The organism is Veillonella magna DSM 19857 (assembly GCF_000428745.1).
In the GTDB taxonomy this organism is placed as follows: Bacteria; Bacillota; Negativicutes; order Veillonellales; family Veillonellaceae; genus Veillonella_A; species Veillonella_A magna.
Genome location: NZ_AUAN01000006.1, coordinates 37,697 through 52,351, shown reverse-complemented (window position 1 = coordinate 52,351; position 14,655 = coordinate 37,697). Strand labels below are relative to the sequence as shown.

The 14,655-nt window shown below is 45.7% G+C and carries 10 protein-coding genes; 2 read left to right on the top strand and 8 right to left on the bottom strand.

Features of this window, described 5'->3' with window-relative positions:
• Complete coding sequence (locus G344_RS11390) at nucleotides 1-981, top strand: 6-carboxyhexanoate--CoA ligase (RefSeq protein ID WP_051245676.1); 981 nt, start codon at nucleotides 1-3, stop codon at nucleotides 979-981.
• Nucleotides 968-2,173 carry an 8-amino-7-oxononanoate synthase gene (gene bioF, locus G344_RS0102610; RefSeq protein WP_028254838.1) on the top strand — a complete coding sequence of 402 codons (1,206 nt, stop codon included), beginning with the start codon at nucleotides 968-970 and terminating at the stop codon, nucleotides 2,171-2,173. Before G344_RS11390 ends, bioF begins: the two co-directional genes overlap by 14 nt.
• Nucleotides 2,174-2,305: 132 nt before the next feature.
• Here bioF and G344_RS0102605 read toward each other — a convergent pair whose 3' ends face one another.
• The 8 genes from G344_RS0102605 to G344_RS11385 all read right to left on the bottom strand — a co-directional run bounded on the left by G344_RS0102605 (nucleotide 2,306) and on the right by G344_RS11385 (nucleotide 14,655).
• On the bottom strand, nucleotides 2,306-3,160 hold the full coding sequence (locus G344_RS0102605; RefSeq protein ID WP_156886139.1) for a hypothetical protein: 855 nt from the start codon (nucleotides 3,158-3,160) through the stop codon (nucleotides 2,306-2,308).
• Between the two features lie 581 nt (nucleotides 3,161-3,741).
• Nucleotides 3,742-5,232 (bottom strand): purple acid phosphatase family protein, encoded by a 1,491-nt coding sequence (locus G344_RS0102600; protein WP_028254836.1) that lies wholly within the window; start codon nucleotides 5,230-5,232, stop codon nucleotides 3,742-3,744.
• A 168-nt stretch (nucleotides 5,233-5,400) separates the two neighbouring features.
• Nucleotides 5,401-5,943: a TetR/AcrR family transcriptional regulator gene (locus tag G344_RS0102595; RefSeq protein ID WP_028254835.1), complete on the bottom strand. Its 543-nt coding sequence runs from the start codon at nucleotides 5,941-5,943 to the stop codon at nucleotides 5,401-5,403.
• Nucleotides 5,944-6,083: 140 nt separating this feature from the next.
• A complete protein-coding gene (locus G344_RS10510; protein WP_028254834.1) occupies nucleotides 6,084-6,428 on the bottom strand; it encodes an arginase family protein in 345 nt (114 codons plus the stop codon).
• Between the two features lie 112 nt (nucleotides 6,429-6,540).
• Complete coding sequence (locus G344_RS11900; protein ID WP_156886138.1) at nucleotides 6,541-6,705, bottom strand: hypothetical protein; 165 nt, start codon at nucleotides 6,703-6,705, stop codon at nucleotides 6,541-6,543.
• Between the two features lie 284 nt (nucleotides 6,706-6,989).
• Complete coding sequence (locus G344_RS0102580) at nucleotides 6,990-8,921, bottom strand: TonB-dependent receptor (protein WP_028254833.1); 1,932 nt, start codon at nucleotides 8,919-8,921, stop codon at nucleotides 6,990-6,992.
• Nucleotides 8,922-9,044: 123 nt separating this feature from the next.
• Nucleotides 9,045-12,683, bottom strand: coding sequence for a cobaltochelatase subunit CobN (gene cobN / locus G344_RS0102575; protein ID WP_051245674.1), 3,639 nt, complete (start codon nucleotides 12,681-12,683; stop codon nucleotides 9,045-9,047).
• Between the two features lie 22 nt (nucleotides 12,684-12,705).
• Nucleotides 12,706-14,655 (bottom strand): VWA domain-containing protein, encoded by a 1,950-nt coding sequence (locus tag G344_RS11385; RefSeq protein WP_051245672.1) that lies wholly within the window; start codon nucleotides 14,653-14,655, stop codon nucleotides 12,706-12,708.

Below are 14,655 nucleotides of genomic sequence, written 5' to 3'. Positions count from 1 at the left end.
ATGTTATACAGTATTCGCATGCGCGCTGCCGAAGGCGGTCCTCACGAACAAGGCGGTCATCACATTTCCGGAGCCGAACGGCTGGTTACCAAGGAAGAACTGGAACAGATTTCTTCCGAGTTGGTGCATCGCGCTCTTACGCACAGTAAAGGCTGTGCCGATTTCATTCGCATCACCATCGATGCCATTCCGGACGAAGCCATTCATCGCATTCCTTGCCTGACCATTGCCGACGAACAGACAGACGGGCATACAGGAGAGGGGCCAACAACCAACCATGAAGCAGCGGCGCAACCGACCAACGGGGAAACTGCTGCGCAGACAACCAATCATGAAGTAAACGCGCCGACAACCACGCATGAAGCGGCGGCATCGCCCACTAATCACGAACCCGCAGATACGACCGCTGAAGGCAACGGTCTTACTACGCTGCCCCGTATTCTCTCCTCGCACCGACAGGCGGAAGCCCTTTTGACTACGCACACGGCAATTACGCCGGTAGCTTTCAGACGTGCCGTATCACAGCTGGTATCCTTGCCAGAATCCATGCGCGGTGCTATGCTAGTGGATATGCGCACCGGCCAGCGTCTCGATCCGTGGGGACAGCGCGGAGTGCGCGTGAGTCGCATGAGCTTTGCCGACGAAACAGCAGCCATCACGGCCCTAAACGCGGCCGGATACAGCGGCGTTCATTTGGAAGAAGCCTTGGTACTGGCGTCCAAGGTACTATCCGCCCCGAGCGTTGTCGGTGAACTGTGCATCTCCGACGACCCTGACTACACCACCGGCTATGTGTCCTACGGGAGCACCTATCATCGCCTGCACCACATGAAACCCGTAGGCTCCCCCTTGGGCGGTCGCTTGTTCTTCGTGGATGCCACCGCCGATATTGCGGCCATTAAAAAGTATTTAGAAACGACGGTAACTCTCGTTAATCCGCCAACAGTTTCATTACAAGGAGAGCTTTATGAAACCCTTTGAACGTTATTATCAGCAGATGGTTGACTTAGAAGCAGCCCATCTGCGTCGTCAATGTCCGTCGTACCTTCCCGTGGATGCTACGCACGTCGTTCCCCTCGACATCGTAGAAGAACGAGCCCAGCGAGGACCTACCACCTTCCCCGCTCCGCTGCATCACATTATGATGGCATCCAACAATTATTTGGGGCTTACCCATCATCCGGAAGTAAAAGCGGCCGCTCAAAAAGCTATCGACATGTACGGCACCGGCTCCGGCGGATCCCGTCTTACCTCGGGTGCCTTTCCGCTTTTCACTGCATTGGAATGGATCCTTTCAGAATTAAAAGGCACCGACAGCGCCCTTATATTCAACACCGGCTACATGGCCAATGTGGGCACCATCAGCGCCTTGGTCGGCAAAGGCGATACGATTTTCAGCGACGAACTGAACCACGCCAGCATTATCGACGGGTGTCGTCTCAGCGGGGCCACCGTTTGTGTGTATCCGCATAAGGACATGGTAGCTCTGAAAGAACTGCTTCTAAAAGCACCTACCACAGGCATCCGCCTCATCGTCACCGACAGCGTGTTCAGCATGGACGGCGACATCGCGCCCCTGGAAGAATTGGCCTTCCTGGCCCGCCGTCACAATGCCCTGTTAATGACGGACGATGCTCACGCCACCGGCGTACTCGGCGATGGCCGCGGCAGCGCTCACTACTTCGGACTTACCGACTCCGTAGATATTCAGATGGGTACGCTCAGTAAAGCCTTGGCCTCGGAAGGCGGCTTCGTATGCGGTAAACGGCTTCTCATCGATACGATCATTAACAAAGCGCGGAGCTTTATCTTTTCTACGGCCTTAACCCCTGCCGATATCGCAGCTGCCCTAGCGGCCGTGGAAATCATCACCGGCCCCGAATCGCCGGTACCGCAGCTGCATAGTAACGAAGCGTACATGAAAGAAGCGCTGGCCAAAAACGGCATCACCGTACACACCGAGTCCCCTATCTTTCCTATCATGATTGGTGAAGCGGACAAAGCCCTCCGTATCGCCGACCAGCTACGCGACCGCGGCATCATCCTCACCCCGATCAGACCGCCTAGCGTACCGGCCGGTAAAAGTCGCTTGCGCCTGACCGTCACCGCCGCACACAGCGAAGCAGACCTGGACTATGTAGCCAACTGTTTGGGGGACATACTGAAGAACTAATCTATAAAACAAGCCTGTATATCGCACCGGTCATCTACACTCCGTGACCCGTTGCGATATACAGGCTATTATTTTATATGGAATAAACTAGCAGCAACACTGTCAGCTACCTAGTCACTATGTATTTTCACATTACAACACATCAAAAGGACTTGCCGAGTCAACATCCTTAGCAATCACATGCCCATCCACCGCATCAATGACCAGCTTATACACTACACCATCGTGGGCAGCTCGTACCTTGTAGACAGGATGAATATAGCCATCCATCTTCGTCATATCCTTGGTCATCGCTTTGCTTGACGGATTACCTTGAGGCACCGCAGTCGGTGAAGCAGCGGCTGCTTCCTTGCCTGCCGAAGGCATAGTGCCGTTACTATCGACATGTCCATCGGCCTGTACCGGCGGCATAGCCCCTTCACCATTTTGTGCCGGTGTCATGTCGGCATAATGGCCGCGCAAACCGTCCGGTATGGGTGCCACATCCCAAGAATGACCTCCTTTATGGTCGCGGTTTTTGTAGTCACGGTCTCTATGGTCGCGATCTTTGTAGTCGCCATCTTTCATAGTCCCGCGTTTGCCCTCTTCATCATGCTTCGTATCATTGCGATGCTTCATGTTATGGCCTTCTTTATCCGGTTTGAATTGTGCTAAGCGCACTCGTTCAAAAGCCAGTTGCTCTTCATCGACATTCACCGCTTTAGCCGTAATACTGCGAATCGCCGCCTCATCAAGCAATGTTACGTGATGGGCCTCCGCATCGCTGCGAATCATTTCACTGCGAGCCGCTTCCAGCTTTGCCTTTTGCTGTCCCTCATAATAATGCGCACTGCCAACACCGACACCGCCAAGTACTACCACCGTTACCACGCCGGCCAGTGCACGGCGCCGCCATGTTTTATACGTCGGCGATACTAACCAAGCCTTTATTGATTGTATTCTTTGCTGTAGACCTTCCCGTTTCATAGTCATCCTTACCTTTCCCATCTATAAACTCACGTTATGTTATGACGAAAGTATATGTCTCACACATGAAAAAGCAATGAGAGTTCTATGAAAGTAGTATGAAACTGGAATTCGCTATTATTTTTTATATGCCAATACTGCTACTTTATGCATGCCATTACTGCTTCTCTATGCTTGCCGTTGCTACTTCTCTGTGCATGCAATTACTACTTCTCTCTATATGCCGCTACTTCTTCCGCATGTATAATAGCGGATACGGTCCCCCTTGCTCATCCGTGTCCGTCCGTTTGTACACATGATAACACACGCCAATACAACAGGATATAACGAAAGCACCACATATAGGTCGAGAAACGTCATTCGCCAGACCTGACTTTCCCCTTCCCTTTGTGATATGCAAGCCAATAAACTACGACGGCAAAAAAGAAGCGTTTCATATAGGCCCTGTAACGCTATTCGCCAGACCTAGCTCTCTCCCCTTTCCCCTTTGTGATGTGCAAGCCAATACAATAGGACGAAACGAAAGCACCGCATATAGGTCGAGAAACGTCATTCGTAAGACCTGACTTTCGAAACCTATATGCGGTGCTTTCACACAGTATCTATTGTTTATTGACTTGCACCTCATCAAACTTCGTTCCATTGGCCAAGAATGCTTCAAATGTCAATCGATCATCCGTCTTCGTCAGCACAATATAATTGGCCTCCGCCGGATAGGGTGACACGAAGGTGTCCAAGGGGTGCGACTTCCACAATGTAGCGTAGCGCACGTCACCGGCTACACCGCTGATGATGTACAAGGGCCCGCTTTCATCGCGCTTAAAATCCTTAATGTGACCGCGCCGCCGATACATGTGATAATGCGCCGACACCACCACATCCACATGATACGCATCAAAGATAGGCATGAACGCATAGCCCATATCGGTTATGCCCGGCACAGTGTCCGGCCGTTTAGTGTTCGGATAGCGCAGCGTATCCTTGTGCATGAGCACCACCTTCCAACGGGCCTTCGTCGCTAACAAGTCGTGGCGAAGCCAAGCCTCTTCCCTGGCCAGCGCCTGTTCGCGCTCTGCTTCGGGGCGCTCCGCCAGCTGCGTATCCAGCACCACGAAATGCACATCGTTATAATCAAAGGAATAGTAGCGGTTGTTATCTTCTCTTTGAGGTACGGCGGGAAAGTCGAACAAGCTCAGGTACGCCTTAGGCTCCCGCACCTGCCACTGCAGGTTATATGTTTCGTGGTTCCCCATAACGCCGACAAAGGGAATGTCTTCAATCATCGGCTCCACCGCCGTAAACCATGCATCCCATTGCGACGCGTCTTCGCCGTTGTCCACGAGGTCACCCATGTTAATAAAGAACGCTGCCGTCGGATTGCGCTTGTACGCTTCCTTTGCCAGCGCGTCCCAGCCGCGGTAATCTGCCGATTGGGAGTCGGGAAAGATAAGCGCAGTAAAATTTTCACTTTCTGCCGCGTTTGCATCACCCGTCGTTGCTGACGTATTCGCCGCATCATCTGTGGTCGCTACTTTGTTAGCCCCACTGCCGGCTGTCGTTAGAGGATGCCAATCGCCCCGTTTATTTTCATAACCTACCCGATACTCATAGGTCGTACGCGGCGTCAATCCCGTAATAGTGGCAGTGTACAAATACCGCGTCACTTCATCATCGGTAAGCACGGACTCCGTTGCCGTAACGCATTTTATTTCCGAATCGCTTTCTTGTGACTTCGCCGCTGCTGTTTGCTTCGTTGCTGTTTGCTTTGTCGCTGTTTGCTTTGCTTCTGTTTGCTTTGCCACTGCCCCGTCCTTCAGGCGATACTCCACCACAGGACTTGCTTCCGGCTTCACGGACTCCCACATAATCGTCCGCGATGTGCTGCTGTCCGCCGTAATGAGCTGACGGGTAAAGCGGATCTCGCCGTCACCGATAGGCACATAGGCAGCCAACACGCACGTGTACTTACCGGCCTTCGCCGCCAACACCTGCCCCCATGTCGTTTGCAGCGCCAAGCCGCCCAATGCGGCGACGACAACTACCATGCCAAGAACATATACGACCCAGCGTTGCCATGTCTTTCGTTCGTTCATAGGCTCTCTCCTTTTCGCTACTTCATACAACTATTACTGTGTGTTTCATTCTACTACGTGAAGTAAACTCCAAGTCAAGACAATTTCTGCCCTATGTTGAAAGATTAAAAGCTATGTTACTGTGCCGACACTCTCTATAGTTCTATGTACCGCCGGGCAATCGCTACACTATGTTTCATAGTAAGAAACCAGAATGTGCGGAATAATACATCGAAACCGTTCAACCATTTCATCATCCTCTACTTGCATTCCCCCCAAAATCCAATCTCTCATCATATACGTACCGCCCACATCCTTGGCTTCAATGGCAAATTGAATTCTAGGATCAGTAAGGTCCGCCCCTTTTTTGGCTAGCAATCCTCGGTCAAAGCGAATCGTGCTTTCTATCTCGTACTGAAGGGTGCAGCCTGTTTCCCTAGAGCTGTATAGATGCCGAACTACATCCAAATGGTTTCGGAACACACGAAATTGTGCAAGATACATCTGCTTCCAGTCATCCATCGTCATGACCGCATTAACGTCTATAATATGCTCTTGTGTTAGCTGTCGATACAGCTCATTTACCAATTCGTATTTATCTCTGTAATACCGATAGACCGTCTGCTTACTGACCTCGGCGTTCTCACAAATTTCTTTTAGCGTAATCCGTTCAATAGGTCGCAGGCAACACAGCTCATACGCAGCCCGAAGCAAATATTTTTTGGCATTCATTTCAATCTCCTATTAATACCTCTCTGATGTTACGCCTATTGTACCATACATTTTCATTCCATACCGTACCCTACCTTACCACTCAACACCCTGTATCACTACTCCTAGCCTTTCTCTATCTTGCAACACTACATCTCAGGCTACTCACTAAAAATAGACAGCAGTCCCAGCGATTGGCGCAATTGAATGGCATCCCACGGCAGATACTCGGCCACTGTAAAGCCTACGATATCCGCCATATCTTGTACAGATCGCAACATACTCGTAATTTGCTCTAGGCTATAAATACCATGGGATGATCCCGTAAACCGAGGAACGCCCGGTTCATTGAAATATAAAGAATGAAAGCTGTCCGGATGCAATACATCTAAATCCCAATGGACTGCCAACGCAGTAAACCCATGTGCCGTTATCCACTGCCCAATCACATCATTGGATAGTAATTCCACCCCTTGAATGGTATAGGCAATCCCTAACTCCTTCATGCGCGGTACTTCCTCTTGCGTCAACGGCTAGAGGCCTACGTACAAAATATCCTCTGCCGTAAACGGGTGTTTTACCGTCGATTGTACCAGGGAGTCACCTCGATGCATAAGATTAGCCCACACCATAGCGTGTTCCCGTAGGCATCATCACCGGCACCTGCCGCGTGCGCTGGTGATCACCACCCGGTGCTAACGTTGCCAATAGTTGCGCCCCTAAATAATAGCCTTTCTTATCTCCGGCTTGCCATTCCGGATAGAGTAGTCGTAATGTATTCATAGTTAGCATCCTTTCTACTGTATACGCGTCTTCATACATCACATGGTGGCTGCCGATGCAGCACCATGGTTCCTCGCAACGTCTATGCAAGATCTATCCTTACTATAGCGAATATAGACCGCTATAGCGGCTGTCTTTTATCGTGACTCGTTCCAAAAATGACGTGTAAGGCTAACAGTCACCTATTAGCATATTTCATTTAACTTACTGTAAATGGCTAAAACATTAGATCTACCATCCACTTCATCTAGCGAGAATATTTTATTTGTACTTCACTCTCACCTTTACCAACTCTGAGTATACGTAATTCGGTAACTGCGCGGGTAATCCCAATATTCATAACTACCATTGGTTATTACATTATGCCTATTCAATATATTTTCTACATCTAATCGTATTTTACTATCCTTCGTTACTTCATACTCAATATATCCATTCCAGCGAATAAGATCAGGATTTGTGCGTCCATCTCTATTTTCCAGTCGCTTGGTCAACCAATTAATGGATGTTCCACCACTCCATTTATTATTGGTATATGTAAGGAATGCATTTGCTTGAATCTTAGGATATGCCAGTTCCCACGCTCCCTTAACATAATCTTGTTGTTGTGGATTTGAATAAGACACGCCACTACCCCATTGCCATTTTGTATTGATATGTTGACGATACTCTACTTCTATCCCAGTATTTTTGAATTCACCGCCATTAATACGAATCGTCTTCTTACCTGTGTCGTCTGGGGCCCAAGCAAATAAATTATCAAACTTCATATGATACAAAGCTATCCGCAAAGAGCTCTTGTCATATATTTTTTTCAGTCCAATTTCATAATTCCATCCTTCTTCAGGTTTTAGATTTTTCCCACTTACGGCAATATATTTCCCTTGCTTATTCTTAGCCATACTATCTGAAAGGGCTGGCATAGTAAATGATTTACCAATATTTGTATAAATAGAGGTCGTACTATCCAATGCATATAGGGTCTGCCACTGGGGCATAAATACATGTTGATCCTTTACTGGATCGTTAATCACCTGATATCTGGCACCTATTGTTGTTGTCCAACGCGGAGAAATTTTATAACTATAACTGCCATATGCCGCCAGGGTATTACGTCCTGCCTGCACATCCTTATTAGCCTTAGAAGTACCCTCATAGGTATCACGGCTTACCATAAATCCCCCTACAAATGTATCTCTATTATTCCTTAGATGCCATGTCTTTTGTATATCTCCTCCAATTTTTCTCGCCGTATAATTGCTATCATTGTCATAAAAGCTATAATTTTTATACTTACGATAATCCTTAGTTTGTCCGTACAAGAGACGGTCATTGTAGAAGATAATCCCCTTCACGTCATTAACATCATATGTCAATACCGCATTATTGCGTTTATCATTATACGCATACGTCGGTGTTTTCTGTTTTCGTATTAACCAATTATCTGATGTATTCGTCTGTTCATATTGACTATTACTTTCCGATCGCATGTAATTAAAATTCCAGCGATCATCCAATTGTACATTAGCAGATAGTGAGAGCTGATCACTTTTACCTAAGCTATTATAGTAGGCTCTATCCAACCGCACCGGACTCACTTGATTAATACGTCCAGCAAAATCTTTAGACACATTTATACGTACCTTCTCATTGCTAAGAGTCACATCATATCCTTTTTTTCCGTGATTTCCTCCATATACTTTTGCTATATTCTTAGATTCATCTGCAGACTTAGTTGTAATATTAATTACACCTCCCATAGCTTCTGCACCATACAGAGTTGATGCAGCTCCACGCACTACCTCAACTTGTTCTACCTCATCTAAGTTAAGTCCACTGACAGAGTTTTTACCATTCAAATTAATAGGTGCCCCATTTACGAGAATTAATGTACCACGTTCAATGCCTCGTATATTTACACGACTATCCATCGCCCCATAATCCATGCCACCTGGGCCATATGAAAAATCTGTAATTCCAGTAACAAAAGAAAGTGCGTCAAATACCGTTGATGCGCCTGTTGCCTTGAGTTGCTCCTGAGTCAATACAGTTGTTGCACTAGGTGTATCTAAATCAGCCCGTTTTGTACGTTGTGCCGTCACTGTATACGGATTTAATGTATACGCTACTGAATTATCAGTTGATGCACTACTACTTCCTACAGGTACTATTAATGTTGCCATCACCATTCCATATAACCACGTTTTTGCTTTCATTGTACTACCTCCATACCCAATATATTCACTATTGCCAAGCCTTACTACCAATACATTACCTTCCCACTTCTCACCTCTCCCCCTCTTACTAATTTTTGCTTTATAATGTTTCGCATAATTTGCTCACGACTCACTACGTTCTTCTAAATCACCATCTACCGATAAAAAAATAGATGCTAATTGATTTTCCATTTCTTCCATAGCCTGCCACAGTCCCCTTTTAATGGCCTCTAACAGCGTATTTACCATCCGTTGCACTGCCCAAGGATTCACTTCTTGCATCCACTCTCTTACACTGTGATCCAGTACGTAAGATGTAGCATATTCTTCATATATCCAGTCATCAACAATTCCTGCCGTGGCATCCCAAGCAAAAGTATGAGCTACATAGCCTGCCATATCAGCAGCCCCCTTATACCCATGCTCCATCATTCCTTTAATAAATTTAGGATTCACTGCTTCCCCCCGAAATGTCCTTTCTATTTCATCTTTTAATTGTCGCACCACAGGTTGATCTATATTAGATGTATCACCAACAAATGACATCGGCACCTTTCCACTATAATGTTTCACCGCCGCAATCATTCCACCATGATAGGAACTAAAATCATCTGTACTCAGCAAACTTACCTCTCGATTATCTTCATTTTTTACCGTGACATCAATTGTTGCCATCCGACGTTCAAAAAGTCGCTTGTCCTGCGGTAACGATTTTTGCGTGCTATAGCTATAACTACTCCAAGTCGTGTATACCCTTGCTAAATCATCAAGGGTTTCCCAATTCTTATTATCAATCACTTGGTTAACGCCTGCGCCATAAGCTCCTGGAGGATCACCGAAAATACGCCAGCTTGACTTTATACGGGCATCTTCCTTTGCCTCGCCTTGTTCAATAAGCCAATTCATATCGGCTTGTATGTGTTTTCTTATATAATTTTCATCCCAAGATTCCTCCCTATCAGCTACCAAAAGAACGGCTTTATCTAACCACTGAATAGTCGTAGGCATCATATCGCGCATCAAACCACTAATACGTCCAGTAACATCAATCCTTGGACGCTTCAACTCTTCTAAGGGAATAACCTCAAGACCAATAACGCGACCACCTCCATCCTGCCATACGGGCCGCACCCCTAATAAGTATAAAAATTGAGCTACACATTGACCATAATTCCGTGCTGTGTTATCTGCCCAAAGTACAATCCCTACCTCTTCTGGATACTTACCTTCTTTCTTGATGAAAGACATAATTAGTTCATCTGCCAATTTCATTCCGATTGTATATGCAGTCTTCGTTGGCAAAGCACGTTCATCTACGCCAAAAAAGTTACGTCCTGTAGGTAGCACATCTGCTCTACCTCCAAATATAGCCCCACCTGGGCCTACTGGTATGTATCCACCATCAAGTGCATGTATTATATGTGCAATTTCATTACCCGTCTGCGCTAAAGCCGGTACATAGCACTCTCGTATTGAACGCACTATCCGGTATAATGCCTTCCTATCCTTCTCTTGCGTCCGTTGCCAAAAGTACTTCATCCTCGGAGTCATCTGCCAAGCCTCTTGTCCTCTTCTCTCATCAAGAACAGCTTCTATCATTTCTTCTGCAGCTTGCCAACAATCCTCGTTGCTATCTATCGACTGTAGACACTGTACCAATGAAGGCGCTCCCGGGTTGGACGTTCTGAGCAACTCAATAAGATAAGCAACTTTCTTCTTGCCATTAGGTACTTGTCCCAGTACATGTAAACCACAGCGTATTTGCATGAACTTTAGATCTGTAAGCTTTTCGTGTAATACTTGTATAGTTTTTTCTTTTTCATGAATCTCACCACCTTTATCAAGAAGATGACACTTATATGCCTTCTTCTCCAGTAAACAATATACTTGATCACATGCAAACATATCACCGTGGCGGTGATAATCCTCATATTCATCTATCATCCGTTCTAATTCTGCGTACTCACTGTATAAACCGGCCCGCGTCATAGGTGGAGATAAATGGCCGATTAAGCATGCTGCACTTCTGCGCTTTGCTTGTAATCCTTCGCCAACAATGGTCGTCCAGTACGGATATATATTGGGCAAATAATCAATGGCCATTTCTGGATAACATCCATCACTAAGCGCCGTTCCTTTTCCTGGTAACCATTCTAAAGAGCCATGTGTTCCTACATGAATAACAGCATCTGCTTTCCACACATACCGCAGCCAATGATATACGCCTTCATACTGATGTGTGGGCGGGCACAACGGATCATGATATAGCGCACTGGGATTCTCACTAAACCCACGTGGAGGCTGTAACATAATCCATATATTTCCGTTAGAAAAGCCCGGTACAATCATGTCACCTTGATGTACATAAACATTTCCCGGTGCCTTGCCCCATTGCATCTCCATTTGTTGTTGCACCTTAGGAGGGCACGCTGTATAGAATATGCTGTAATTACTAGGCGTTAGTTTCCCCTCCGCTAGTTCTAGCTTATCCTCGCTTTGCCACTCTTTATCATTGGTCGCATGAGCAACTACTCGTTCGATAATATCCTGTCCAGTAGCCGGTACATAGTCTATTGTGTACCCTGCTTCATACATAGCCTGTAAAATTTGTCTTCCAGATTCCGGAGTATCTAACCCCGCTGCCGAACCGATTGTAGCATTCGTTGGCGGATAATTATGGAAAATAATAGCTACGCGCTTATCCTTATTGGGAATGTTCCGTAACCTTACCCAATGATACACTCGCTCTACAACAGCCTCTACTCTTTCTCGTATGGGGTGATAGTTATGAAATCCTTCCTCTCCTTGTTCCTTTGTCGCTACTAACCCTCCATGAATACATCCATCCATCTCTGGCATGGCTAACGACATAGTGATTTCCTGTGCCGGCAAGCCCTCACTCCGTTCCTGCCACGATACTTCACTTCCATAAGAAACCGTGCCCGTAAACCAAGGGATATCATAGGCAATTAATTCTTCAGGTAATACGCCTTTCAAACCAATAGAAGAAAATTTACACGTATTGATAATCGCTGACAAAGGGCACTGGTTGGGACCAAACAAGGCATCCATAGATTCCTTTAACGACGTTTGCCCCGTCTTTTCATTGCGTCCATAGAAAGAAAAAAACAGCACAGCGTCCCAACCCTTTTGTTGGATGCATTCTATCAATGCTCTTTGATACTCTAGAGTTCCTTCTATCCACTCTTCGCGATAGAATAAGATACCAATGCAGTTCTTTGATTTCTCAGGATATGACTGCCGATAAGCTCCATAAGATTCATATACTTCACCATTAATACCAACAATACCATACCAAGGTATTAGTTTTGGGCGAACAACCTCACACATGCTGCCTGTCAAAGATAACAAATAGGAAACAAGACCTCCATAATTTTCTTGACTAAAATGTGCTAAATATAGCAAAATCTCATCTTCCTCTTGCTGTCCAATGCCTTTCTTGGGATTCTCTTTTTTTTGCCCTCCTGTATCCAATACCATGATATACATAGGATGATACTGTCGTAACCATTTTTCCGCATCCTCTAAAAAAGGAGTATCCACCCCCGTACCAGCATGGGTAATGCATACGCAATCACTATTGACTAGTGCTTTTCTCCACTGCTCATCAAACACAGCGTCACGTCGCATAAACTTCACAGTCAAATCAACCTCCAGGGAGTTCCTGATTGACGAAATGCCTTGTAATGCACATTCATATTGCCTATTTTTACTAGTAATAAACAGTATTTTCTTTATCATAGACAATCCCCCTTTACTCAATCTATCTAGCTGCTGCAATAGCCCCTATAATATGAATATCTTTTAAACAATCCAAATGATAGTATGCAGCTCCCATAATTTCAGCCAATGGTTTGGCAATACCTACAGTTATCGGTCCCTGTTCCGTATTTAAGATAATCCCATCTACCTGTAACATTGCTAGCTGGCGTCCCGCTTGATAGGCTTCTTCTACCGGATTATCCGTACTACCATATGTAGCACGACCATCCGTTACAAACACCACCAAAGGACGAGCCATCGGCTGTTTTCTCATTAACTGTTGCAATGTATTACTCGCCATCCGAATGCCTTCTGCTAATGGAGTACGACCACCCGTTGACAATTGTTCCATTCTTTGTCGAGCTAGTACTACACTCCGCGTGAAGGGGAGTATCACCTCGCCTTTCATCCGTCGAAAACTAATAACCCCCACCACATCTCGCTTTTCATATGCATCCTGCAACAGAGCGGCAATCGTACCTTTCACCGCTTCCATACGTTCTTTCGCCCCCATAGAACCACTGGTATCTACAACAAATAATATATGTCTACCTACCCGTGTTTCTCTCAACTTCACATATATATCTTCCTTATGAATCACTATAGCCATAGGACCTTCTCTGCGTCCGCCCTGTCTAAGAGCCGCTGCACGTACTGTCGCTTCTAATGCTATATCCCTACTATCCCCTTTTGATTTAACAGCTCGAATATAACGCCCCCTACCGCTCTTACTATGCGTCGTCATCTGTCTCCCCGCGCCCGATCGACAAAAGGAGTCCATCCGTTTTTTTACGGCAAAAGCTAATGCATTATAATTTTCTGGGGTCGGTATAACTTTCTCTTTATCTTTTTTTAACTGATTATTGCCCCTTGCCGTGCCATCAGATTGCTTTTGCATAGTCATTTTTATTTGATTGCACGAACCGTCTTGTTTACTTTCATTATCTTTACCAGAAACTATCGTGTCCTCTGTGCCTTGATCCTTTAATTGTATTGTCGGCCATTGCCCCTTCACATTGCTCTCTCGATCTGTTACTGTCTTATTTTCCCTTGGTGGCACTATATTATTCTGTGGTCTCTCGTGTTTTTCTTGACCATCTTTCTTACCTTCATCTTTGTGATCTACATTATCCATATTAGTATTTCCTGACGGAGAGTCTCTGTTCCCTGCTGTAAAGATTGTATAGCGTATAGCTGTTTCAATGTGACTTGGTAATACATATTCCTTATTATCTAGCACCGCAATCGCTGACGCTGCCCTTCCTATACAAATCTCTTTAACATTACCAACTATGCCATTGGCCGTGCAGTACTCAGCAATAAGCTGTCTCATCGAATCGTCTAGCCTGATATTGAGACATCGACTCGCCATTTTTTCTCTATATGCTGCCTCTTTTTGTGGTAACTGAATATCCGTAACACAGGTCTTAACCATTTCTTGTCGCTCTAACTGTTTACTCGCTCTTGCTAGATCCCTTAAAACTGTAATACGCTCTTCCTTCGTAGGATTACACATAACTACAATCAAATCGAACTCATTGATAAAGGCCCTATCTATTTCATTTTCACTTGTATTTATTGTCCCAACCAATGTAAATATCGGCAAACCTTTCTCTTTACTGTATTGCTGTTGTCTAATACATCGCCACTGCTCACAAGAAAGATGATCAACATCATCAATATATATAACTCCTCCTCTGCCTTTGGAAAGCAGTCCCTCCTCCGTGTGTAGCGTACCTTTTTGCAATGTTTCTTTTATATCAAGATGATCGCACAAAGTCTCCTGTGTTGCATAAATAGGAATCGTTACCAAAGGTATCCCTTGTTCCTGAAAAAAAGCCCGTATTCTGTGGCTCTTACCGCAGCCGGTAGGTCCTATAAGCAATATGCTCCCAATACCAGGATGTATGTATGCCATTTCTAGCGCAATATCTATTCTTTCTCTTTTCAT